The organism is Streptomyces shenzhenensis (genome assembly GCF_003688995.1).
Taxonomy (GTDB): domain Bacteria; phylum Actinomycetota; class Actinomycetes; order Streptomycetales; family Streptomycetaceae; genus Streptomyces; species Streptomyces shenzhenensis_A.
In genome coordinates, this window is record NZ_PENI01000032.1 from 87,755 (window position 1) to 109,903 (window position 22,149).

Annotated in this window: 21 protein-coding genes; 7 read left to right on the forward strand and 14 right to left on the reverse strand. The window is 71.9% G+C overall.

The annotated features are described in order from the left end of the window. The first annotated feature begins 261 nt into the window (after positions 1-261). A complete protein-coding gene (locus tag CTZ28_RS35855) occupies positions 262-1,416 on the forward strand; it encodes a serine hydrolase domain-containing protein (protein ID WP_121893914.1) in 1,155 nt (384 codons plus the stop codon). 92 nt (positions 1,417-1,508) lie between these two features. Here the strand turns inward: CTZ28_RS35855 and CTZ28_RS35860 are convergent, their stop codons facing one another. Then, entirely contained in the window at positions 1,509-2,507 is a 999-nt protein-coding gene (locus CTZ28_RS35860) for an NADP-dependent oxidoreductase (protein WP_121893915.1), read from the reverse strand. An 88-nt stretch (positions 2,508-2,595) separates the two neighbouring features. Between CTZ28_RS35860 and CTZ28_RS35865 the strand changes: the two genes are divergently transcribed. Together CTZ28_RS35865 and CTZ28_RS35870 are read left to right on the forward strand one after the other, a co-directional pair. After that, positions 2,596-3,042, forward strand: coding sequence for a MarR family winged helix-turn-helix transcriptional regulator (locus tag CTZ28_RS35865; protein WP_121893916.1), 447 nt, complete (start codon positions 2,596-2,598; stop codon positions 3,040-3,042). Between the two features lie 722 nt (positions 3,043-3,764). After that, positions 3,765-4,589: an EI24 domain-containing protein gene (locus CTZ28_RS35870; protein WP_121893917.1), complete on the forward strand. Its 825-nt coding sequence runs from the start codon at positions 3,765-3,767 to the stop codon at positions 4,587-4,589. On the opposite strand, the gene CTZ28_RS35875 is transcribed toward CTZ28_RS35870, so the two are convergent. The 3 genes from CTZ28_RS35875 to CTZ28_RS35885 all read right to left on the reverse strand — a co-directional run bounded on the left by CTZ28_RS35875 (position 4,579) and on the right by CTZ28_RS35885 (position 8,013). After that, complete coding sequence (locus tag CTZ28_RS35875; RefSeq protein WP_121893918.1) at positions 4,579-5,847, reverse strand: pyroglutamyl-peptidase I; 1,269 nt, start codon at positions 5,845-5,847, stop codon at positions 4,579-4,581. The genes CTZ28_RS35870 and CTZ28_RS35875 overlap by 11 nt on opposite strands. A gap of 300 nt (positions 5,848-6,147) precedes the next feature. Beyond that, positions 6,148-7,119: an aldose epimerase family protein gene (locus tag CTZ28_RS35880; RefSeq protein WP_121893919.1), complete on the reverse strand. Its 972-nt coding sequence runs from the start codon at positions 7,117-7,119 to the stop codon at positions 6,148-6,150. Positions 7,120-7,134: 15 nt separating this feature from the next. Beyond that, positions 7,135-8,013 carry an SGNH/GDSL hydrolase family protein gene (locus CTZ28_RS35885; protein ID WP_121893949.1) on the reverse strand — a complete coding sequence of 293 codons (879 nt, stop codon included), beginning with the start codon at positions 8,011-8,013 and terminating at the stop codon, positions 7,135-7,137. A gap of 285 nt (positions 8,014-8,298) precedes the next feature. On the opposite strand from CTZ28_RS35885, the gene CTZ28_RS35890 reads away from it, so the two are divergent. Continuing rightward, positions 8,299-8,793 carry a DUF3145 domain-containing protein gene (locus CTZ28_RS35890; protein WP_121893920.1) on the forward strand — a complete coding sequence of 165 codons (495 nt, stop codon included), beginning with the start codon at positions 8,299-8,301 and terminating at the stop codon, positions 8,791-8,793. 267 nt (positions 8,794-9,060) lie between these two features. On the opposite strand, the gene fabF is transcribed toward CTZ28_RS35890, so the two are convergent. The 5 genes from fabF to fasR all read right to left on the reverse strand — a co-directional run bounded on the left by fabF (position 9,061) and on the right by fasR (position 14,020). Continuing rightward, positions 9,061-10,323 (reverse strand): beta-ketoacyl-ACP synthase II, encoded by a 1,263-nt coding sequence (gene fabF, locus CTZ28_RS35895; protein ID WP_121893921.1) that lies wholly within the window; start codon positions 10,321-10,323, stop codon positions 9,061-9,063. Between the two features lie 85 nt (positions 10,324-10,408). Continuing rightward, positions 10,409-10,657, reverse strand: a complete 249-nt coding sequence (locus CTZ28_RS35900) for an acyl carrier protein (protein ID WP_121893922.1) — start codon at positions 10,655-10,657, stop codon at positions 10,409-10,411. Between the two features lie 103 nt (positions 10,658-10,760). After that, on the reverse strand, positions 10,761-11,792 hold the full coding sequence (locus tag CTZ28_RS35905; protein ID WP_121893923.1) for a ketoacyl-ACP synthase III: 1,032 nt from the start codon (positions 11,790-11,792) through the stop codon (positions 10,761-10,763). Positions 11,793-11,807: 15 nt separating this feature from the next. Continuing rightward, positions 11,808-12,725, reverse strand: coding sequence for an ACP S-malonyltransferase (locus CTZ28_RS35910; protein WP_121893924.1), 918 nt, complete (start codon positions 12,723-12,725; stop codon positions 11,808-11,810). Between the two features lie 89 nt (positions 12,726-12,814). Continuing rightward, positions 12,815-14,020, reverse strand: a complete 1,206-nt coding sequence (gene fasR, locus CTZ28_RS35915) for a fatty acid biosynthesis transcriptional regulator FasR (RefSeq protein ID WP_121893925.1) — start codon at positions 14,018-14,020, stop codon at positions 12,815-12,817. A 242-nt stretch (positions 14,021-14,262) separates the two neighbouring features. On the opposite strand from fasR, the gene CTZ28_RS35920 reads away from it, so the two are divergent. Further along, positions 14,263-14,913, forward strand: a complete 651-nt coding sequence (locus tag CTZ28_RS35920) for a pirin family protein (protein ID WP_121893950.1) — start codon at positions 14,263-14,265, stop codon at positions 14,911-14,913. A gap of 30 nt (positions 14,914-14,943) precedes the next feature. Here CTZ28_RS35920 and CTZ28_RS35925 read toward each other — a convergent pair whose 3' ends face one another. Then, complete coding sequence (locus CTZ28_RS35925) at positions 14,944-15,765, reverse strand: serine hydrolase domain-containing protein (protein ID WP_121893926.1); 822 nt, start codon at positions 15,763-15,765, stop codon at positions 14,944-14,946. An 18-nt stretch (positions 15,766-15,783) separates the two neighbouring features. Beyond that, positions 15,784-16,254: a GNAT family N-acetyltransferase gene (locus CTZ28_RS35930; RefSeq protein ID WP_121893927.1), complete on the reverse strand. Its 471-nt coding sequence runs from the start codon at positions 16,252-16,254 to the stop codon at positions 15,784-15,786. A 405-nt stretch (positions 16,255-16,659) separates the two neighbouring features. On the opposite strand from CTZ28_RS35930, the gene CTZ28_RS35935 reads away from it, so the two are divergent. Continuing rightward, entirely contained in the window at positions 16,660-17,148 is a 489-nt protein-coding gene (locus tag CTZ28_RS35935; protein ID WP_121893928.1) for a MerR family transcriptional regulator, read from the forward strand. A gap of 27 nt (positions 17,149-17,175) precedes the next feature. Here CTZ28_RS35935 and CTZ28_RS35940 read toward each other — a convergent pair whose 3' ends face one another. The 3 genes from CTZ28_RS35940 to CTZ28_RS35950 form a co-directional block, all read right to left on the reverse strand. After that, positions 17,176-18,039 (reverse strand): DUF4429 domain-containing protein, encoded by an 864-nt coding sequence (locus tag CTZ28_RS35940; protein WP_121893929.1) that lies wholly within the window; start codon positions 18,037-18,039, stop codon positions 17,176-17,178. A gap of 65 nt (positions 18,040-18,104) precedes the next feature. Then, positions 18,105-19,322 carry an alpha/beta hydrolase gene (locus tag CTZ28_RS35945; RefSeq protein ID WP_121893930.1) on the reverse strand — a complete coding sequence of 406 codons (1,218 nt, stop codon included), beginning with the start codon at positions 19,320-19,322 and terminating at the stop codon, positions 18,105-18,107. A 79-nt stretch (positions 19,323-19,401) separates the two neighbouring features. Beyond that, positions 19,402-20,028, reverse strand: a complete 627-nt coding sequence (locus tag CTZ28_RS35950; RefSeq protein WP_121893931.1) for a TetR family transcriptional regulator — start codon at positions 20,026-20,028, stop codon at positions 19,402-19,404. Between the two features lie 122 nt (positions 20,029-20,150). Here CTZ28_RS35950 and CTZ28_RS35955 point away from each other — a divergent pair, with 122 nt between their 5' ends. Further along, a complete protein-coding gene (locus CTZ28_RS35955) occupies positions 20,151-21,779 on the forward strand; it encodes an MFS transporter (protein ID WP_121893932.1) in 1,629 nt (542 codons plus the stop codon). Positions 21,780-22,149: the final 370 nt, after the last annotated feature.

Below are 22,149 nucleotides of genomic sequence, written 5' to 3' on the forward strand. Positions count from 1 at the left end.
TCAGTGTTGGGGCTCGCCCCGTCAGGGGCGCGGGGAACTGCGCGACGAGCCACGATGGTGCCGCAGTCGGGTGACCGGCGCGCGGCACTCCACTGCGGGCGGTCCCGGATCGGCCATCCGGGGCATGGGTGACACCAACACCCTCTTGTTGCTGTTGAGTCGGACAGGTACATCTCGCCGTACCGATCTCAGGACCCACAGAGGAGGTACGCCATCGTTCGCCGTGGCCGCGGTGAGCGGCAGTTCAGTCGAGGAGAGCGGATGACGCAGAGCACCGTCCACGGCACGGTAGCCGACGGTTTCGAGCCGGTGCATGCGGAGTTCGCCGCGTTCGTAGCCGGGGAACGCCCGGACTACGAGGGGCAGTTGTGCGCGTATGTGCACGGGCGGCGGGTGGTCGACCTGTGGGCGGGCGAGGGGGGTGACGGGGACTCCCTGTACGGCGTGCTCGCGGCAACCAAGGGGGCGGCGCACCTCGTGGTGGCGCTGCTCGTCCAGGACGGCACCCTGGAGCTGGACCGCAAGGTCACCTACTACTGGCCGGAGTTCGCCGCCGAGGGCAAGGGCGTGCTGACCCTGCGCGAGCTGCTCGCGCACCGGGCGGGCCTGGTCGGCACCGACTCCGGGTTCACGCTGGAGGAACTGGCCGACGACCGGGCGGTCGCCGAACGGCTCGCCGACCAGCGACCGTTCTGGCGGCCCGGCGCGGCCTTCGGCTACCACGCCCTGGTCATCGGCGCGTTGGCCGGCGAGGTGGTGCGGCGGGCCACCGGCCGGACCGTCCAGGACCTGTACGAGGAGCGGATCCGCGCCCCGTACGGCCTGGACTTCCACCTCGGGCTGCCCGCTGCCCGGGAGCCGCGCTTCCGCCCGGCGCAGCCGATGCTGCCGACCCCCGAGCAGCGGGAGCTGCTGGACGCGCTGCTGAGCCCGCCGCACACGCTCCAGGCCATCGCGTTCAACCGGCACGGCGCGGAGCCGACCGATCTGGCGACCCTGCCGAACCACCGGGTGATCCGGGCCAAGGGCCCCGCGTCGGTCGGCGGCGTCGCCTCCGCGCGCGGGCTCGCCGGGCTGTACGCGGCGATGATCGGCGAACTGGCCGGGCGGGCGCCGCTGCTGAAGCCGGACACGGTGGCGGAGTTCGGGCAGCTCCACTCCGTGGGCCACGATCTGGTGGCCCGCAGCCACAAGGCGTACGGGCTGGGCTTCCAGGCGACCGCCGACACCTGGCACCCGTTCCTGGGCGCCGGGGCGGTCGGGCACAGCGGCGCGGGCGGCTGCCAGGCGTTCGCGGACCCGCGCAGCGGCCTCGCCTACGGCTACACCCGCCGCCGGTGCGCCTTTCCGGGCGGGGCGGCACCGGAGAACGACCGGCTGGCCAGGGCCGTGCACACGGCGGCGCTGGCGCGCTGACCGGCGTACCCGGACGGCCGGAGGCCGCACCCCACGTCCAAGGGTGCGGCCTCCGGGATGCGCAACGACCGGCCTCGGGCGAGCGTCACGGGTCAGAGCTTGACGAGCATCTTCCCGGTGTTGTCGCCGCGCAGCACGCCGAGGAAGGCGTCCAGGCTGTTCTCGATGCCCTGGACGACGGTCTCGCGGTACTTCAGCCGGCCGGCGGCGACCCACGGCCCGACCTCCTGGACGAACTGCGGCTGGAGATCGTAGTGGTCGCCGACCAGGAAGCCCTCGATCCGGCCGCGGGTCGGGATGAGGCGGGCCAGGTTCCGCGGGCCGGGGGCCGGTTCGGTGGCGTTGTAGACGGAGATCATCCCGCAGATCGCGATCCGGCCGTGCAGGTTGAGCGCGCCGATGGCGGCCTCCAGGTGCTCGCCGCCGACGTTGTCGAAGTAGACGTCGATGCCGTCGGGGGCGGCGGTGCGCAGCTGTTCGGCCACCGGGCCGTGGCGGTAGTTGAAGGCGGCGTCGAAGCCGTACTCCTCGATCAGCAGCCGCACCTTCTCGTCGGAGCCCGCCGAGCCGATGACCCGTGAGGCGCCCTTGAGCCGGGCGAGCTGGCCCACCTGGCTGCCCACGGCGCCGGCCGCGCCGGAGACGAACACGGCGTCGCCCTCCTTGAACGAGGCGGTGCGCAGCAGTCCGGCGTAGGCGGTGAGGCCGGTCATGCCGAGGGCGCCGAGGTAGGCGGACAGGGGCGCGGCGCCGGGGTCGACCCGCACGGCCTTCGCCGCGTCCACGGCGGCGTACTCGCGCCAGCCGAGGTGGTGCAGCACATGGTCGCCGACGGCGATCCCGGCGGCTTCGGAGGCGATGACCTCGCCGACCGCGCCGCCCAGCATGACCGCGTCCAGCCGGTACGGCTCGGCGTACGACTTGGCGGCGCTCATCCGGCCGCGCATGTACGGGTCCACGGAGAGGTACTCGTTCCGCACCAGCACCTGGCCCTCGCCCGGCGTCGGGATCTCGGTCTCGACCAGGGCGAAATCCTCGGGCTTCGGCCAGCCGACCGGGCGGCTGAGCAGGTGCCATTCGCGGTTGATCATGACAACGCCTTTCCATTTACTTCAGAAACTGAAACAACCATGCGTCTAAATATTTCATGCTGTCAAGTAACCGGGTACCCTGAAGGGCATGCCCACCCCATCGAAGGACCACCGCCCCGACGCTCTGACCCTGGAGGTCGTCGAGCTCATCGGGGATGTCGTGGCCCGCTTCTACGCCGACTACGAGGAGGCGGCGGGTGAGCACGCCCTGACCGGGGCGCAGGCGCGGCTGCTGAGCCTGCTGTCGCTGGAGCCGCTGCCGATGCGGAAGCTGGCGCAGCGGCTCAAGTGCGAGCCGTCGAACGTCACGGGGATCGTGGACCGCCTGGAGGCCCGCGGACTGGCCGAGCGCCGCCCCGACCCGGCCGACCGGCGGGTGAAACTCGCGGCGGCCACGGACGAGGGCCGCCGGGTCGCCCGCGACCTCCGCAACAGCCTCCGCTTCGCCCGCGAACCCCTGGCGTCCCTCACCCCCGACCAACGCCGATCGCTCCGCGACCTACTCCACCAAATAACCCAACCCCCCACCCCCTGAAGCCAGACGGAACCTGGACGGCCGGGAGCCGGGGGATGAGGGTGGGGAGTTGGGAGGGCCGCGAGGCGGAACTTCGGTGGGCCGGGAGAACGGGCCCGAAGCACGCTGCGGGATCTGCGCCGGCGACGATGCAGCCGGAGACCCCCGACATCGCCTGCGGCGCGCCCCCGCGCCAGCACCTGCGGCGCCCGCCGGCCTGCGGCCCACCGCGCCCTGCGCCTGCGCCTGGGCCGCTTGCCCGTGGCGCCGCACTCTGCTGTGCTGCCAGACGCCCGAAAGCCAGGGGTAGAGCCGTTGGCTCGGGGCCGGGGCCGAGGGCCGGGCGTCGGCGCCGAAGGGGGCTGCGCGATCTGCGGTGGCAAGCGCGCAGCCGGATGCCCCCGACGCCGCCCGCGGCGCCCCCGCCGGCTTGCGGCCCACCGCGCCCGCCGGCCCATCGGCCTGTGGCCCACCGTGCCCTGCGCTTGCGGCGCTTGCCGTGCACGGCGCCCGTCGGCCTGCGGCCCCCGCGCCCTGCGCCTGCCGCGCACCGCGCCCGCCGGCCTGTGGTCCACCGTGCCCTGCCGCCCACCGCGCCCGCTGGCATCTCGTGCCCTGCACCTGCCGCGCCTGCCGTGCTCCGCGCTAGGCGTGGGCCCCGTATCTGTCGGACCTCACCTTCCCGCGGTGCGAACTCGTTACCGGCCCGGCGTGTGAAAGCCAGGGGTCGGTAGGGTTTGGGTATGCGTGATCTCGGGGTGGGTTTTGGGTATCTCCTCAAGGGCCAGCGGTGGATGGTGCGGCACCGCAGGGAGTTCGGGTTCGGGCTGTTGCCCGGTCTGATCACCCTCGTCCTCTACGCGGCAGCCCTCGTCGCGCTCGCGGTCTGGGGCGGGGACTTCGTCTCCTGGTCCACCCCGTTCGCCGACGACTGGTCGAGCCCCTGGCAGGGCCTGTTCCGCGGCCTCCTCACCGCCGTGCTGTTCGCCCTGGGCCTGCTGCTGGCCGTGCTGACCTTCACCGCGGTCACCCTCCTGGTCGGCCAGCCCTTCTACGAGAGCCTCTCCGAGGCGGTGGACCGGGACGTGTCGCCCGACGGCACCGCCCCCGAGTCCGGCCTGCCCCTCTGGCGCGACCTGTGGGTCTCGGCCCGCGACAGCCTCCGCATCCTGGTCCGGGCCGCCGTCTGGGGCATCCTCCTCTTCGCCCTCGGCTTCCTCCCCGTCGTCGGCCAGACGGTCATCCCGGTGATCGGCTTCTTCGTCACCGGCTTCTTCCTCGCCGAGGAACTCGCCGCGGTCGCCCTTCAGCGCCGCGGCGTCGAACTCCGCGAGCGCCTCGCCCTGCTCCGCTCCCGCAAGCTGCTGGTCTGGGGCTTCGGCACGCCCCTCGGCCTGGCCTTCCTGGTGCCGTTCGTCGCGGTGTTCCTGATGCCGGGCGCGGTCGCCGGCGCGACGCTCCTCGCCCGCGACCTGCGGGGCGAGGAGACCACGGAGGGCGCTGAGGGCGCCCAGGACGACGCCGCGCACGACGTGGCCGGGCCCGGGCGGACTCAGGTCACCCCTTGAGCGCCGCGTCCGCCGCCACTGTCAGGATCGCCCGCACCTGACCGATGATGTCCAGCCGGTTGCGTACGAACTCCGGGTCGGTGACCGCACCGCTCGCCGGATCCGTGTTCCCGGCGCCGAACTGCAGCACCGGCGTGTGCACATGGCCGCCCGGCAGCGCGTCGTGCAGACCCAGCCGGTCGCGCAGCAGCGTCGCCCGGTAGGCGATCTCGTTGGACAGGTAGTCGCCGCCGCCCCCGGCCCGCGCCGCCGAGCCGGGCGTCGGCCCGTCCGGCCGTACGACCGCAGCCGTGCCGCCCGCCGGGATCTCGGTGACCGACGTGTTGTCGTACACCGGGAAACGGCCGGTGTCCGCCGCGACGACGGCGGCGTACGGCAGTGTGGTCGTTGTCCACTGCGGCTGGCTCGCCGGGTCGGTGACCGGGACGGTGCCGGTCACCGACGCGTTGTCGTTGTCCGGGAACCCGCCCCGCCAGGCGCCGTTGGTGCGCTCCACGTCGAAGCGCCCGACGCGGCCCTGGCTCACCGTCGTGAACAGGTCCACCGCCGGCAGATACGGCCGCAGGGTGCGCTCCACCGTCTGGTCCGCGAAGTCCTGCCAGCGCACCGGGAACACGGCCGCCTCCACGCGCGCGGGCCCCGCCGCCGTCTCGATCACCGTGCCGTCGAGGGCCAGCGCGGTCGCCCCGGACGGGTTGGAGATGCGCACGTCCCGGTCGAGGGTGAAGGGGTCGAAACCGGTAACCAGTATGCGTTTGACCCCCTTGCCGCGCGGATACCGCAGCTCGGTCTGCCCGCGCGTGGTCCGCTCCAACTGGTCCAGCAGGGTGGCCCGTTGGCGGTCGTTCAGCGCGAACCCGGGCTCGTACGTCCGGATGTGCCGGGTCATGCCCAGCCGGGCCCAGTACAGCGGCCGGTCGTCGTCCCGGCTCAGGTCGCCGCGTGCGGGCCCGCGCCCCTGTGCCCGGTCGACGGCCCGCCGCCACAGCGCTGACCCCTCGCGTACGACGATCTGGCGGGCCTGCACGAAGGAGTGCGCGCGGCCGAGCGCCCGGGCGAACTCGGGGGTCACGGTGTCGAATCCGGAGCGCGTCAGGATCTCCTGGGGTACGGCCCGGTCGAGCCGCTGTTCCTCGGCGGTGGGCGCGGCGGCGATGCCGGCGGGGGCCGTACCGGCGGTGGCGGTCGTGGTGGGGGCGGCGAGCCCGGCGAGCAGGGCCAGGCCGAGGACGCCGATGCGAACGCGTAGGGAATTCAAGGAGGTTCAGGTCCTTCCGTCGCTGTGGGGAGCGTGCTGCGGGACGCCGGAAGTATCGCGTGCCAGAACTGGTCCACGCCATGGCGCCCCAAAGGACCGCAGAGAACCGCGCGCTCAACGACGGCGAGCCCCCGCCCGAAGGGGCGCGGGGAACTGCGCGCCAAGCCACAACGAACCCGCAGTCAACGATGGCGAGCACCCCCTATAGGGGCGCGGGGAACTGCGCGACCGGCCACAACGCACCCGCACTCGGCACTCGACCGACAGCCCATCACCCCCCAAGAACAGCCCCGTACGGGACTACCCCCGGACCCCGAAGCCGTACACCGTCTCCGAGCGATACGTCACACCGGGCCGCAACTCCGTGCCGGGGAAGTCCGGGTGGTTCGGGGAGTCCGGGAAGTGCTGGGTTTCCAGCGCCACCCCGTCGCCCGGCGCGAAGGGATCGCCCAGGTGGTCGGCGGTGTACAGCTGGATCCCCGGCTCGGTCGTCGCCACCGTCAGCACCCGCCCGGACGCCGGGTCGCGCAGCTCGCCCACCTCGACCGGGGTGTCCGTGACGCCCTTGTCGAGGACCAGATTGTGGTCGTAGCCGGCGCCGACCTTGCGCGCCGCGCGGAAGTCGAAACGGGAGCCCGTCACGTCATCGAGCGCCCCGGTCGGGATCAGGTCGGCGTCGACCGGGGTGAACCGGGAGGCGGCGAGCCGCAGTTCGTGGCCGCCCGCGTTGCCGCCGCCCAGGCTGAAGTAGCTGTGGTTGGTCAGGTTGACCAGGGTCGGCGCGTCGGTCACCGCCTCGTACCCGATCCGCAGCGCGCCGGACGGGTCCAGCGTGTACGTCACCGCGACCTCCAGACGGCCGGGGAAGCCCTCCTCGCCGTGCGGGCTGACACGAGTCAGGCGTACGCCGTGCGCGACCGGCTCCGCGTCCCATACGCGCTTGTCGAAGCCGCGCTCCCCGCCGTGCAGCGAGTTGGGGCCGTCGTTCGGCTCCAGCGCGTAGACCATGCCGTCCAGCGGGAAGCGGGCGCCCGCGATCCGGTTGGCGTAACGGCCGATCACGGCGCCGAGGAACGGCTCCGGATGGGCGAGATAGCCGTCGAGGTCGGCGAACCCCAGCACGACGTTCGCCGTCCGCCCGTCCCGGTCCGGGACCTCGACGGACTGCACGATCCCGCCGTACGTCAGGATCCGCACCCGCACCCCGGCGCGCTCCAGCGTCCAGCGGTGGACCCGGGTGCCGTCGGAAAGTGTGCCGAAAAGTTCGCTCATGTGGGAAACCCTAGGTCACGGGTTCAGTGCCGTGACGGTCCGGTAGGCAATCGTCGCGAGCCGCTGCTGGCCGTCCTTGCTCGGGTGGAACCAGTCCCAGTGGCTGAGCTGCTCGGTGGTGAAGTCGTAGTCGAAGACGGCACCCCCGTCGAAGCGGCACCGCCGGTCCTTGGCGCACACCTCCTCCAGCACCGTGTTGTAGTCCTCCACCCGCTGCTGCACCGTGTCCCGGCGCTTCGTGGCCGTCAGGTCCAGGGCGTCCGCGTCGCTCAGCATCGACGGGCAGATGCCCAGCTTCCAGACCTGCTTGCCGAGCGGGTTGGTCCGGCCCTGCGACCACAGCCGTTTCAGGTTCGGCACGCTCGCCACGTACACCTGCGTCTTCGGCAGCGCCGCGCGCAGCGTCGCCATCGCCTCCTCGAACCCCTCGCGGAAGCGGGTCACCGAGGTCATCGCCGCGGCCGTGGCCCGGCAGGCGTCGTTGGCCCCGATCATCACCGTCACCAACTCGGGTGCGCGCGTCACCGCCTGCGTCATCTGGTCGGCGAGGTCACTCATCCGGGCGCCGGTCACCGCGTAGTTCCAGCTGTTCTCGGCCGCCCCGGTCCGCCCCAGCAGCTGGACCGCCAGGCTGTCCAACTGGGCGCTGGTGCCGGTCGCCCAGGACACCTCGGGGCAGTCCGACAGCACCGTGCACGCGTCGAAGCCGCGGGTGATGGAGTCGCCCACGGCGGCGATCGAGGCCGGGCTGCGGTTCCACACCGGGGCCGTCCGCGCCTTGGTGCCGCCCGGCGCGGGAGACTTGTCGCCCGCGGCCTCGCAGCCCGCCGCGCCCAGGACCGCCGCCAGCACGACGGCGAGGACGGCTCGTGAACGCCGGCGTCGGTTTCGCATGCCCTGGTCCATCCCCTTGTCGTGCCGCCGGCGTGCCGTCATGGCCCGTCGTGCCGTCGTGGTCCCCAACCCATAACAACGCGTGAGGGTTCCCGGCGGGCGGCATGCAACGTCTCACACCCGTACAAGCGTCCCCCTGGGTGAATGGCGGCGTTTCCTGGCGCCGGGACGGACGGTACGTCACACTCCGCCCGTCGTCGCACGGTAGCCTCGCCATCAACGCGGCCGTCGCGTCACAGCCGCCCAGCCAGACCGCACAATGTCCCGCTCAGCCCGGAGGTCCCGGTGACGACACGTGGAGTTCTGTACGTGCACTCCGCGCCGCGCGCGCTGTGCCCGCACGTCGAGTGGGCCGTCGCCGGGGTGCTCGGTACGCGCGTGAGCCTCGACTGGATCCGGCAGCCCGCCGCCCCCGGCACCTGGCGCTCGGAGTTCTCCTGGCAGGGCGAGGCCGGCACCGCGTCCAAGCTGGCGTCCGCGCTGCGCGGCTGGCACCTGCTGCGTTTCGAGGTCACCGCCGAGCCCTGCCCCACGGCCGAGGGCGAGCGCTACAGCTGCACCCCCGACCTCGGCATCTTCCACGCCGTCACCGGCATCCACGGCGACATCCTGATCCCCGAGGACCGGCTGCGCGCCGCGCTGACCCGCTCCCAGCGCGGCGAGACGGACCTGGCGGCAGAGATCGCCAAGCTCCTGGGCAAGCCCTGGGACGACGAACTGGAACCCTTCAGATACGCAGGCGAAGGAGCCCCAGTCCGCTGGCTCCACCAGGTGGTATAGCCCCCACAGGACCTCCACGACGGACGACTGGTGGAGCGCCCCGTAGGGGCGCGGGGAACTGCGCGACAAGCCGACCACGACCCGCACCCGGCGAACAACAACTCGTACAACGGCGCGTAGCCCAACCGCACCAGCCCCCCGCAGGGGCGCGCGGGGAACTGCGCGATCAGCCACAACGAACCCGCCCCCGGCAAACAACAGCCCGCACAACGGCGAATGGCCCGGCCCCCACCACAGGAGACCGAGCCATGAAGCACGCCGCAGAAATCACACCGTACGGAACGCCAACACCACGTTGTGCCCACCGAACCCGAACGAGTCGTTCAGCACGGCGACCCGCCCCTCGGGCAGCTGCCGCGCCTCCCCGCGAACCACGTCCGCGGCAAGCTCGGGGTCGGGGTCGTCGAGGTTGATGGTGGGCGGAGCGGTCCGGCGGACCAGCGCGAGCACCGAGGCGACGGTCTCGATACCGCCGGCACCGCCGAGCAGGTGACCGGTCATCGACTTGGTGGCGGAGATCGCCATGTGGTCGACATCGTCGCCGAACACCTTCCGCAACGCCCTGATCTCGGCGATGTCGCCCTGCGGGGTCGAGGTGGCGTGCGCGTTGACGTGCACGATCTCGGCCGGCTTCAGGTCGGTGTTGTCGAGCAGGTTCTGCAGCGCGTGCGCGATGCCGTTGCCGGACGGCTCGGGCTGCGTGATGTGGTGGCCGTCGGCGGAGATGCCCTGGCCGACCGCCTCGACGTAGATCCGGGCGCCGCGGGCCTTCGCGTGCTCCTCGGACTCCAGGACGATCACGCCGGCGCCCTCGCCGAGGACAAAGCCGTCCCGGCCGGTGTCGTAGGGACGCGAGGCCCCCTGCGGGTCGTCGTTGTTCTTGGACATCGCCATCATGTTGCCGAACGCGGCGATGGGCAGCGGATGGATGGCCGCCTCCGTGCCACCCGCGACGACGACGTCGGCGCGGCCGGTGCGGATCATCTCGATGGCGTAGCCGATGGCCTCAGCGCCCGAGGCGCAGGCCGACACCGGAGTGTGCACCCCGGCGCGGGCACCCAGCTCGATCCCGACGTTGGCGGCGGGGGAGTTGGGCATCAGCATCGGCACGGTGTGCGGGGAGACACGGCGTACGCCCTTCTCCCGGAGCACGTCGTACTGGTCGAGGAGCGTGGTCACACCGCCGATGCCGGAGGCGATGACCGCACCCAGCCGGTCGGGGTTCACGGAGCCGTCCTCACCGGCCCTGGCGGTGAAACCGGCGTCCTTCCAGGCCTCCTGAGCGGCGATCAGCGCGAACTGCGCGGACCGGTCCAGCTTGCGGGCCTGCGGGCGGGGGATGATCTCGCCCGGTTCGACGGCGATCTGCGCGGCGATGCGGACCGGCAGTTCGGCGGCCCAGTCCTGTTCCAGGCGGCGGACGCCGGACGTTCCGGCCAGCAGGGCCTCCCAGGTAGAGGCTGCGTCGCCACCCAGCGGTGTGGTTGCGCCGATACCGGTGACGACCACGGTGCGATTGGTCGAGCTCACGGGAATTCTTTCTCCAACGGATGCGGGATTCAGCGGCGCCACCGCCGGGTGGCGGGGCAGTGCAGCCTCAGGTCCGGGCGGTGGCTCAGACCTGGTGCTTGATGATGTATTCGGTCGCGTCGCCGACGGTCTTGAGGTTCTTGACGTCCTCGTCCGGGATCTTGACGTCGAAGCGCTCCTCGGCGGCGACGACGACCTCGACCATGGAGAGCGAGTCGACGTCCAGGTCGTCGGTGAAGGACTTGTCCAGCTGGACGTCCTCGACCGGGATGCCGGCGATCTCGTTCACGATGTCGGCGAGACCGGCGACGATCTCTTTCTCAGTGGCGGCCATGTCAGGCGCTCCTTCTTCGATTTCCAGACGGGTTGGTGGCGCCCGCCGCGTCAGCGGCAGGTGTTGCTGAGCCGTACCGGATGCATGATCCGGCACGGAGTGCCTAGGGGAGGGTAACGACCGTCGCGGCGTAGACGAGACCCGCCCCGAATCCGATGACGAGCGCGGTGTCGCCGCTCTTCGCCTCGCCGGTCGCCAGGAGCCGCTCCATCGCGAGCGGGATCGAGGCGGCCGATGTGTTGCCGGTGGTGCGGATGTCACGGGCGACCGTGACGTGCTCCGGCAGTTTGAGGGTCTTCACCATCGAGTCGATGATCCGCACATTGGCCTGGTGCGGGATGAAGACGTCCAGGTCGTCCGGGGTGAGGCCGGCGGCGTCCAGCGCCTCCTTGGCGACCTTCGCCATCTCGAACACGGCCCAGCGGAACACCGCCTGGCCCTCCTGGGTGATCGCGGGGAACTTGACGTTGCCCGCGCGGTCGAGGGGGAGTTCGGAGGTGTCGCCGCTCCGGAAGCGGTCCCAGGGCACGGTCTGCCTGATCGTATCGGCCTTGTCGCCCTCGGAGCCCCACACGGTCGGGCCGATCGCGGGCTCCTGGGAGGGGCCGACCACGACGGCGCCCGCGCCGTCACCGAACAGGAAGGCCGTCGCCCGGTCCTCCAGGTCGGTCAGGTCGGAGAGCCGTTCGACGCCGATGACCAGCACGTACTCCGCCGAGCCCTCGACGACCATGCCCTTGGCGAGGGTGAGGCCGTAGCCGAACCCGGCGCAGCCCGCCGAGATGTCGAAGGCGGCGGCCTTGTCCGTGCCGAGCTTGTCGGCGATCTCGGTGGCGACTGCGGGGGTCTGGCTGAAGTGCGAGACGGTCGACACGACGACGGCGCCGATCCGCTCGGCGGTGATGCCCGCGTCCGCGATCGCCTTGCCCGCGGCCTCGATGGACATCGCGGCGACCGTCTCGTCGGGGCCCGCCCAGTGCCGGGACTCGATGCCGGAGCGCGAACGGATCCACTCGTCGGAGGAGTCGATCCGCTCCAGGATCACCTCGTTGGGCACGACCCGGGTCGGACGGTAGCCGCCGACTCCGAGGATGCGTGCGTACGGGGCGCCCTTGCTTGGCTTGATCTTCGACATGGTCGGTACGGCTCCTTAGGCGGGCGCGTGCTCGGAGATCAGCTCCCGGGCCGCGTCGAGGTCGTCGGGGGTCTTCAGGGCCAGCGTGCGGACGCCCGGCAGGGCGCGCTTGGCCAGGCCGGTCAGCGTGCCGCCGGGGCACACCTCCAGCAGTGCGGTGACGCCCAGTTCCTTGAACGTCTCCATGCACAGGTCCCAACGGACCGGGTTGGCGACCTGGCCGACCAGCCGGTCCAGTACCTCGGGGCCGGCGGTGACGGTCCGGCCGTCCTTGTTGGAGACGTAGGCGACCTTCGGGTCGGTGGGCGTGAGGTCCGCCGCGGCCTTCGCCAGCGTCTCGACCGCGGGCGCCATGTGCCGGGTGTGGAAGGCGCCGGCCACCTTGAGCGGCATGACCTTGCGGACGCCCTCGGGCTTGTCCTCGGCCAGCGCGGCCAACTGCTCCAGCGTGCCCGCGGCGACGATCTGACCCGCGCCGTTGATGTTCGCCGGGGTCAGGCCCAGCTTCTCCAGGTGCGCCACGGACACCTCGGGGTCGCCGCCGAGCAGCGCCGACATGCCCGTCTCGGTGATCGCGGCCGCCTCCGCCATCGCCAGCCCGCGCTTGCGTACGAGGACCAGCGCGGCGGTGTCGTCCAGGACACCGGCGAGCGCGGCCGCCGTGATCTCGCCGACGCTGTGTCCGGCGACGGCGCCGGGCGCGATGTCACCCAGTGCCGCGGCGGACAGGATCCCGGCGGCGACCAGCAGCGGCTGGGCCACCGCGGTGTCGCGGATGGCGTCCGCGTCGGCCTGGGTGCCGTAGTGGAGCAGGTCCAGTCCGATGGCGTCGGACCACGCGGCGGCGCGGTCCGCGGCACCGGGGAGTTCGAGCCAGGGAGTCAGGAAGCCGGGCGTCTGGGCGCCCTGGCCGGGAGCGACGAGTACAAGCACTCTCACACTCTCTCTTGGGGACGGCCGGGGCCGCCCGTGAGGACAAGGACGAAGAACGCGAGGGGGATTTGTTGGTCTCCGACAAAAGGCTAGAACGGGGGATCCCCATCGGCCAGACGCCCCAGGATCAGCGCGATCCGTAGCGTGAACGCGGATCGTACATCGGACGGTGACCATCCGGTGACGTCTGTCACACGTCGGAGCCGGTAGCGCACGGTGTTCGGGTGAACGAAGAGCATGCGGGCTGCGCCCTCCAGGCTGCTCGCCTGCTCCAGATAGACACTCAACGTTTCCAGCAGGGCCGAGCCGGCCTCTTCGAGCGGTCTGTAGATCTCCTCCACCAGCTCCTCGCGGGCGCTCGGATCGCCCGCGATGGCGCGTTCCGGGAGCAGATCGTCCGCCAGGACCGGGCGTGGCGCGTCCTGCCAGGCGGAACAGGCCTTCAGCCCCGCCGCGGCGGCCTGCGCGGACCGGGTCGCGGCCAGCAGATCGGGCACCACGGGCCCGGCCACGACCGGTCCAGCGGCGAACGGGCCGATCAGCGACTTGGCGACGGCCAGCGGGTTGTCGCTGCCACCGGCGATCACCACCAGGCGGTCCCCGAGGACCCCGGTGAGCACCTGGAGCTTGGCGTGCCGGGCGGCCCGCCGGATGGCTTCCACGGTCAGCTCGCTGTCCCCGTCCGGCGCGGTCCCGAGCACGACGCACACATGCTCGGGGGAGTTCCAGCCGAGCGCGGCGGCCCGGCTGACGGCGCCCTCGTCGGCCTCCCCGCTGAGCACGGCGTTGACCACCAGGGATTCGAGCCGCGCGTCCCAGGCACCGCGTGCCTCGGCGGCCTGCGCGTACACCTGGGCGGTGGCGAAGGCGATCTCCCGGGCGTACACGAGCAGCGCCTCGCGCAGCACGGCCTCGTCGCCGGGCGCGGCCACCTCGTCGATGGCGGACTCCATGACCTCGATGGTGGTCCGCACCATCTCGACGGTCTGGCGCAGGGTGATGGCCCGGGTCAGTTCGCGCGGCGCGGTGCCGAAGACGTCGGTGGAGATGGCCTGGGGGGCGTCCGGGTGCCGGAACCACTCGGTGAAGGCGGCGATACCTGCCTGCGCCACGAGCCCGATCCAGGACCGGTTCTCCGGGGGCATGGCCCGGTACCACGGCAGTGTCTCGTCCATGCGGGCGATGGCATGGGCGGCGAGGCTGCCGGACGACTTCTCCAGCCGCCGCAGGGTCGCGGAGTGCGGGTGGATGCCGTGTGCTGCGGGTTCGGGCTTGTGGGTTTCGGGTTCGGGCACGGTGACAAGGGTGCCTCATCAGGGTTGCGTAGTTCCCCGCGCCCCTTTTTTTGGGGTGCTGGTTGTCGTTCGGGTGCGGGTGGTTGTGGGCTGGTCGCGCAGTTCCCCGCGTCCCCCTGCGGGGTGCTTGTGCGGTTGGGCTGCGCGCCGTTGTGCGGTCCGTTGTTCGCCGGGTGCGGGTAGTCGTGGGCTGATCGCGCAGTTCCCCGCGCCCCTATGGGGCGGGTTACCGTGGGGGTGTGGTGGATGTGAGGCGGGGGGTGGAGCGTTGTTCGGGTGGGGATGGGCGGGGGATCGAGTCTCGGCATGCCTTCTCTTTCGGGGCGTACTACGACCCCGACAATCTCCGGTTCGGTGCGCTCATCGCGTGCAACGAGGAGCGGCTGGCGCCCGGCGCCGGGTTCGACGAGCATCCGCACAGCCATACCGAGATCGTCACCTGGGTCGTCGAGGGCGAGCTGACGCACCGTGACTCGTTGGGTCAGGAGACCGTGGTGGGTCCGGGCGACGTCCAGCGCCTCAGTTCCGCCGCCGGGGTGCGCCACGTGGAGCGCAACGCCGGTCCGGAGCCGCTGACCTTCGTCCAGATGTGGCTGGCCCCGCTGAACCCGGGCGGCGTCCCCGGCTACGAGATCGTCCGGGGCATCGCCGACTCCACCCCGTACGCCGTCCCCGAGGCCGGTGCGATGCTCCATGTACGGCGGCTGCGGCCCGGGGAGCGCACGGCGCTGCCGGACGCCGCGTACGTCTACCTGCACCTGGTGCGCGGAGAGGTCCGGCTGGCGGGCGAGCGGCTGGAGCCGGGCGACTCGGCCCGCATCACGGACGCGCGGGACCTGGAGGCGGTGGGGGTGACGGCGGCGGAGCTGCTGCTGTGGGAGATGGGGGCGTAGGGCGCCGGGAAGCGCCCCGCCCGGCCGGCCTCAGCCGCGCAGTTCCGCGAGCACCGCGTCGGTGAACACCGGCCACGCCTCGATCGCCCACGGGCCGAAGGCGCGGTCGGTCAGCGCGACGCCCGCCGCCCGGGCGTCCGGGTCGATCCACAGGAACGTACCGGACTGCCCGAAGTGCCCGAAGGTGCGCGGGGAGGACGAACCGCCCGTCCAGTGCGGCGACTTGGCGTCCCGGATCTCCAAGCCGAGCCCCCAGTCGTTCGGGTTCTGGTGCCCGTACCCCGGCAGGACACCCTTGGTGCCCGGGTACTGCACGGTCATGGCCTGCGCGACCGTCCGCGGGTCCAGCAGCCGGGGCGCCTGCACCTCGGCCGCGAACCGCAGCAGGTCCGTCACCGTCGACACGCCGTCCTTCGCGGGCGAGCCCTCCAGCGACGTGTCCGTCATGCCCAGCGGCTCCAGCACCGCCTGCCGCAGATACTCGGCGAACGGGATGTCGGTCGCCTTGGCGACGTGGTCACCGAGCTGCTCGAAGCCGGCGTTGGAGTACAGCCGCCGCTCCCCGGGCGCGGCGGTCACCCGGTGCTCGTCGAAGGCCAGTCCTGAGGTGTGGGCGAGCAGATGACGGACCGTCGAGCCGGGCGGCCCCGCCGGCTCGTCGAGTTCGATCGCCCCCTCCTCGTACGCGACGAGCACCGCGTACGCCGCGAGCGGCTTGGTGACCGAGGCCAGCGGGAAGCGCAGCCCGACCGGCCCCTGGGCCCCCAGCACCGCGCCGTCGGCCCGTACGACACCCGCCGCGGCGGTCGGCACGGGCCAGCTCTCGATCAACGCAAGACTCTGCAACGCCATGGCGTCGAGCCTAGGCGTTCACAGTGTCAGTTCCAGCAGAGGGTCCGGCTTGGGCCGGAAGCCCAGGGAGTCGTACAGGGGGCGGGCCTCGGCGGAGGCGGTGAGCTGGACCTGGGCGGCGCCGCGGGAGCGGAACCACGCCAGCAGTTCGCCCATGCACGCGCGCGCGTACCCGCGGCGGCGGGTGCCGGGGTCGGTGGCGACGCTGAACACGAAGCCGACCGTGCCCTGCGGGTTGCGCGTCCGGCCGATCCGGTATTCGATCGTGCCGGCCACCAGCGAGGCCAGCGCCCCCGGCCGCTCGGGGTGGTCCACGACGAACGCGGCGAAGTCGCCGCCCGGCTCGGCGAGCCGGCCGCGCAGGGCCGGCAGGGACTCCCCGTGCCAGTCCGTGGACGGGTCCCACTCGAACATCGAGTCGATCATGACCTGGCGCAGTCGCAGCACTTCCTGCGCGTCGTCGGCCGTTGCCCGGCGTACAAGACTCATGCCCCGCACGCTAGCCCCCACCCACCCCCGAAGCGCCCCAATAATGCACACCTCAAAGGGACGCGTGGCTGTATCGACATGCGGCTCCGCCACGCGGGCGCGACGAGCCACGATGCACCCGCAGCCAACGAGCGACGGACACCCCCACCAGGGGCGCGGGGAACTGCGCGACCAGCCCACAACCACCCGCACCCGGCGAACAACGGACGCACAACGGCGCATAGCCCAACCGCACGAGCACCCCGCAGGGGGGCGCGGGGAACTGCGCGATCAGCCACGACGCACCCGCAGACAACCACGACGATCCCCAGGACGCTGCCACACTCGAACACCGGCAAGATGCAACCGCCCAAGCCAGGCGCAGCCACTTGCTTGGAGTGCACTCGAAGGTCTTAGCGTAGATGCATGACGGTGATGCAGACCACGCCCGCGGCCACCGAGCAACCCCAGACCCCCGCCGACATCTGCTCCGCCCCACCCCGGCGGCACCCCCGCCCCGAAGGCCAGGACCACTACACGATCAGCGAGGTCGTCGCCTTCACCGGCCTGACCGCCCACACCCTGCGCTGGTACGAGCGCATCGGCCTGATGTCCCACATCGACCGCTCGCACACCGGCCAGCGCCGCTACACCAACCGCGACCTGGACTGGCTGGACCTGGTCACCAAGCTGCGGCTGACCGGCATGCCGGTGGCGGACATGGTCCGGTACGCGGAGCTGGTCCGCGAGGGCGACCACACCTTCCTGGAACGGCACGAACTGCTGGAGTCCACCCGCCGGGACGTGCTGACCCGGATCGCCGAACTCCAGGACACCCTCGCCGTACTGGACCGCAAGATCAGCTACTACGCGGACGCCGGACGCGACTTCGAGCGGGAGCGGGCCGGCCGCTGACCGCGGCTGCCCCTTCGGCCGGGACGGCTACAGCTCCGCCAGCAGCTCGGCCTTCTTCACGGCGAACTCCTCGTCCGTGACCAGCCCCGCCCGGTGCAGCTCCCCGAGGTGCCGGATCCGCTCGGCGATGTCGGCGGGATCGCGGGGGCGCGGCCGTGCTAGCCGCGGTGCCGGCACCGTGGCCACCGGCCCGCGCGCCCGCACCGCGGCCAGTACGGCCGCGGCGAACGGCAGCGACTCATGGACGGGCCCGTAGCCGAGGCCGAAGACGACGGTCGCCGGGTCCTGGTCGGGCTGGGCGGTCCGGCCGGCGGCGGGGGAGCGGTGCAGCAGCCGCAGATGCCCCTCTAACACCTCGGGGGAGCGCCACTCGACGCCGCCGAGGTCGGCGACCTGGAAGCGCTGGTCGCCGGCCTTCCACTTCGCCGTGGAGGCGCCCGTCCAGGACCAGCGGAAGTGCACCGAGGTCCCGTCGAAGGACGCCTTCCCGTCGTACGCCTTGAAGTGCCGGGGCGCCTCGGGCGCGGCCACCAGGTGGCGCTCGGCCGGGCCGGACTCGGTGAGCCGGGCGCGCAGTTCGTCGGCGTAGTACTCGGCGAGTATGGCCCGCTCGGCGGGCAGGACCAGCCGGTAGGGGTCGCTGTGCTCCTTGAGCTGCCCGGCCGCGGCCTCCATCAGCGGATCGGCGCCGGGCCGGGGCTCCGCGCGCAGCACGACCGTGCCCCGTCGGCCGGGGGAGAGCGTCACTCCTTCGAGTGCGGTCAGCGGGACACGGCGTTCCCCGAGAACCTGGAACAGCTTGGGTGTTCGAATCCCCCGTTCGTAACGTATGAGCACGGACTCGGACTCGAACTCCCAGGCGGCATGAAATCCGGCCAGTACGTCACCCATGCGGCTCATCGTATGCGGCACTAGCTCCTCCGTCCCTCCCCGAGCGGACCGCACTTCCTGCAGATCTACGCGCGTTCGACCGCCGGGCTGTCGGTCAGCCCCGCCCGGCACCCCGCGTCGTCGCGGGCGCAGGTCACCGAGTGGTACGCGCCTACCCCGATGTCGGCCAGATTGCGCAGGCTGTCCGTGCCCGGCTCGAAATAGCCGCTGTGCCCCTGGGCGTCGCGCGCCGACAGCACCCGCGCGCCGAACGCGCCGGAGACCGGATCCGCGCCGTGCCCGAGACCGCCGACCTCCAGGTAGGGCACGTCCTGGATCCAGTCGGTGGCGTCCCGCATCGCCCACACCCGGGCGTCCGTGTCCAGGTGCGCGGCCGTCGCGGCCCGCATGCCGGGGCTCGCGGCCACCGCCAGGTCGGTCACCCGGCGCGGCATGCCGTGCGCGGCCACCCCGCAGACCACGGAGCCGTAGCTGTGGCAGAACAGCGACACCCGCGCGGCGCCGGGCAGCGCCCGCAGCAGCGCGTTCAGCCGGACGGCGCCGTCCTCGGCGCGCATCGCGGTGGCCGCGTCGACGCCGAGCCCGTTGGGCGCGGTGTAGTCGGCCCAGGCGATCACGGCCGTACGGGTCGCGGGGCTCTGCGCGCGCTCCGCCGCGTACAGCGCCTTGGCCATGCCGACCGGCGCCGAGTAGGGGCGGTACGTCTTCTGGAAGGTCAGCAGGTCGGTGTCGACGCCGGGGACGACGACCGAGATCCGCTCCGCCGTGCGCAGATTGCCGAACACCTCGGCGGCCCGGCCCGAGCCCGCGGGGTCGAAGGCCAGGATGTGCCGGCCCTTGGTCAGCAGCGCATCGAAGCGGTGCATACGACGGCCCGCCTGCTGTTGGCCGACGGGCGTGAGTCTGCTGTCGTGCATGCGTTGCTTCTCGACCTCGCGCGCCTGCTCCAGGGCGATGCGGTTGGCGCGGTAGCGCAGCTCGGCCGGGGCGCCGTTCATGTTGCCGACCGCGAGCGGGTACCGGTGTGCAAGCCGGGTGCGCTCCTGCGCGCTGAGCGCGGCGAAGAACCGGCTGAGCACGGCGGGGGCCGCGGTCGGGTCGGGCAGCCGGTGGCCGTGCACGCTGCCGTGCTCCCATGCCGTGAGCGAGGCCTGCAGCGCGCTCGACTCCCGGTGGCTGCGCAGGGCGGTCCAGCCGGTGGTCGCGAGCATGACGAACACGACGGTCAGCGCGAGCAGCGCGCGCCAGACATTGAGTTGCGGGGAGGTGTCGAAGGAAGTCACTGGGAGGACACACTAGGAGAACGAGACGGTCTCGCGGTAACCGAGTGACGGGTATCACGTTTCGGCTGACGCGGCCGTCTCAGTCCCGTCGCCAGCTGCCGATCAGCTCGGGTCCCACCAGGTCCAGATACGTCCTGGTGAGGTCGCGTATCGCCGCGACGCTGAGGTCGCCGTCGGAGGACCAGGCGCGCCCGGTGACCCTTATCACCGCGCCGAACACGGCCACCAGGAGGCGCGGGCGCGGGTCCGTCTCGACGTCCACCCCCTCGCGCTCGGCGAGCAGGCGCGCGAGCGCCTCCTCCGCCTCCACGGAGCGGCGCAGATGGGCGGCGAGCAGCGTGGGCGTCGACTCGATCACCCGGAACATGCGCAGGTACATCTCCACCGGGACGACGGAGGCGATGGCCTCGTTCACGGTCCCCCAGCCCTCCAGCACGGCCTGGCGCAGCGCCTCCAGCGGGGGCTCGCACGGCGGGCGCTCGCGCACCGCGCGGATGAAGTGGGCCTCGGCGATCACCTGGACGGCGAAGGCCGCTTCCTCCTTTCCGGCGAAATACCGGAAGAATGTACGCTGCGACACCTCGACGGCGTCGGCGATCTCGTCGACGGTCGTCTGCTCGTATCCCTGGCTGGTGAACAGGTCGAGGGCGGCGTGCAGCAGTGCGTCCCGGGTGCGGCGCTTCTTGCGTTCGCGCAGCGACTCCACGGGCCTCCTCCACCTCTCCAGCGAACCGTTCTCCCAGTTCAGGCTATATGTGAGTGACGTGATAGTTACCGACTTGTGAATTGGTTTGTCAATTGTCAGACGCTGTCATTAGCCTCGGCGGTATGACTAGTCAGACCACCATCGACGCGGCGGGGTCGGGGGACAAGGCGGACCGGGTTCCGTCCGACCCGTCGGTCCAGGCCCCGGCCACGGGCCTGCGCGGCCATCCGTGGTTCACGCTCATCACCGTCGCCGTAGGGGTCATGATGGTGGCCCTCGACGGCACCATCGTGGCCATCGCCAACCCGGCGATCCAGAGGGACCTCGGCGCGACCTTCGCCCAGGTCCAGTGGATCACCAATGGCTACTTCCTCGCACTCGCGGTCTCCCTGATCACCGCGGGCAAGCTCGGTGACCGCTTCGGCCACCGGCAGACCTTCCTGATCGGCGTCATCGGCTTCGCCGCCGCCTCGGGCGCCATCGGCCTGTCCGACAGCATCGGACTCGTCGTCACCTTCCGCGTCTTCCAGGGCCTGTTCGGCGCGCTGCTGATGCCGGCCGCGCTCGGCCTGCTGCGGGCCACCTTCCCGGCCGAGAAGCTCAACATGGCGATCGGCATCTGGGGCATGGTCATCGGTGCCTCCACCGCGGGCGGCCCGATCCTCGGCGGCGTCCTGGTCGAGCACGTCAACTGGCAGTCGGTGTTCTTCATCAACGTGCCGGTCGGTGTCCTCGCGCTGGTCCTCGGCGTGCTGATCCTCAGGGACCACCGTGCCGACAATGCCCCGCGCTCCTTCGACATCCCCGGCATCGTCCTGCTGTCCGTGGCGATGTTCTGCCTCGTCTGGGCGCTCATCAAGGCGCCGGAGTGGGGCTGGGGCGCCGGCCGGACGTGGACGTTCCTCGCCGGGTCGGTCCTGCTCTTCGTGCTCTTCTCCTTCTGGGAGACGAAGGTGAAGGAGCCGCTGATCCCGCTCGGCCTGTTCCGCTCCATCCCGCTGTCGGCCGGTGTGGTGCTGATGGTCCTCATGGCCATCGCCTTCATGGGCGGCCTGTTCTTCGTCACGTTCTATCTGCAGAACGTGCACGGCATGAGCCCGATCGACGCCGGGCTGCACCTGCTTCCGCTCACCGGCATGATGATCGTCGGCTCCCCGCTCGCCGGTGCGATGATCACCAAGCTGGGCCCGCGGGTCCCGCTCGCGGGCGGTATGGCCGCCACCGCGATCGCGATGTACGGCATGTCGACGCTGGACACCGACAGCGGCAGCGGTGTCATGTCGCTCTGGTTCGCCCTGCTGGGCTTCGGTCTCGCGCCCGTCATGGTCGGCGCCACCGAGGTCATCGTCGGCAACGCCCCGATGGAGCTGTCCGGTGTGGCCGGCGGTCTCCAGCAGGCCGCCATGCAGATCGGCGGCAGCCTCGGTACGGCGGTGCTGGGTGCCGTGATGGCGTCCAAGGTGGACAGCGACCTGGCGGGCAACTGGACGGACGCGGGGCTGCCGAAGCTCACGTCCGAGCAGCTCGCCCAGGCGTCCGAGGCGGTGCAGGTGGGCGTCGCCCCGGTACCCGAGGGCACGCCCGGGGCCATCGCCGGGAAGATCACCGCCGTCGCCCACGACACGTTCATCTCCGGCATGAGCCTGGCCTGCTTCGTGGCCGCCGGCGTGGCAATCGTCGCAGTCCTGGTGGCAATGCTGACCAAGCAAGGCGAAAACACAGAGGCAGGCGCAGGCATGGGTCACATCTGAGGAGCTCGCCTATCAGGGTGACTCCCCGAGTTCCCCGCGCCCCAAAGGGGCGCGGGGAACTGCGCGATCAGCCACGACGCCGCCGCACCCGAACGACGACCTCTCCGGGCTAAGCCCCCTATACCCGTCACCCGCCGAGGCACAGGCGCCCCAAAAGGGGCGCGGGGCTGTTTCGATATGCGGCTCCGCCGCGTGGGCGCGACAAGCCACAACGCCGCCGCACCCGAACGACGGCCTCTCCCGCGCTTAGCCCCCTACACCCGTCACCCGCCGAGGCACAGGCGCCCCGAAAGGGGCGCGGGGCTGTTTCGATATGCGGCTCCGCCGCGTGGGCGCGATCAGCCACGACGCCGCCGCAGTCGCTGGACGG

Excerpts from the sequence above, each read along its gene's own strand:
- CTZ28_RS35925 (WP_121893926.1), bottom strand. The coding sequence starts at position 15,765 with ATGGCGTTGCAGAGTCTTGCGTTGATCGAGAGCTGGCCCGTGCCGACC.
- CTZ28_RS35930 (WP_121893927.1), bottom strand. The coding sequence starts at position 16,254 with ATGAGTCTTGTACGCCGGGCAACGGCCGACGACGCGCAGGAAGTGCTG.
- CTZ28_RS35880 (WP_121893919.1), bottom strand. The coding sequence starts at position 7,119 with ATGAGCGAACTTTTCGGCACACTTTCCGACGGCACCCGGGTCCACCGC.
- CTZ28_RS35905 (WP_121893923.1), bottom strand. The coding sequence starts at position 11,792 with ATGTCGAAGATCAAGCCAAGCAAGGGCGCCCCGTACGCACGCATCCTC.
- CTZ28_RS35955 (WP_121893932.1), top strand. The coding sequence starts at position 20,151 with ATGACTAGTCAGACCACCATCGACGCGGCGGGGTCGGGGGACAAGGCG.
- CTZ28_RS35855 (WP_121893914.1), top strand. The coding sequence starts at position 262 with ATGACGCAGAGCACCGTCCACGGCACGGTAGCCGACGGTTTCGAGCCG.
- CTZ28_RS35865 (WP_121893916.1), top strand. The coding sequence starts at position 2,596 with ATGCCCACCCCATCGAAGGACCACCGCCCCGACGCTCTGACCCTGGAG.
- CTZ28_RS35885 (WP_121893949.1), bottom strand. The coding sequence starts at position 8,013 with ATGCGAAACCGACGCCGGCGTTCACGAGCCGTCCTCGCCGTCGTGCTG.
- CTZ28_RS35900 (WP_121893922.1), bottom strand. The coding sequence starts at position 10,657 with ATGGCCGCCACTGAGAAAGAGATCGTCGCCGGTCTCGCCGACATCGTG.
- CTZ28_RS35935 (WP_121893928.1), top strand. The coding sequence starts at position 16,660 with ATGACGGTGATGCAGACCACGCCCGCGGCCACCGAGCAACCCCAGACC.
- CTZ28_RS35860 (WP_121893915.1), bottom strand. The coding sequence starts at position 2,507 with ATGATCAACCGCGAATGGCACCTGCTCAGCCGCCCGGTCGGCTGGCCG.
- CTZ28_RS35940 (WP_121893929.1), bottom strand. The coding sequence starts at position 18,039 with ATGGGTGACGTACTGGCCGGATTTCATGCCGCCTGGGAGTTCGAGTCC.
- CTZ28_RS35870 (WP_121893917.1), top strand. The coding sequence starts at position 3,765 with ATGCGTGATCTCGGGGTGGGTTTTGGGTATCTCCTCAAGGGCCAGCGG.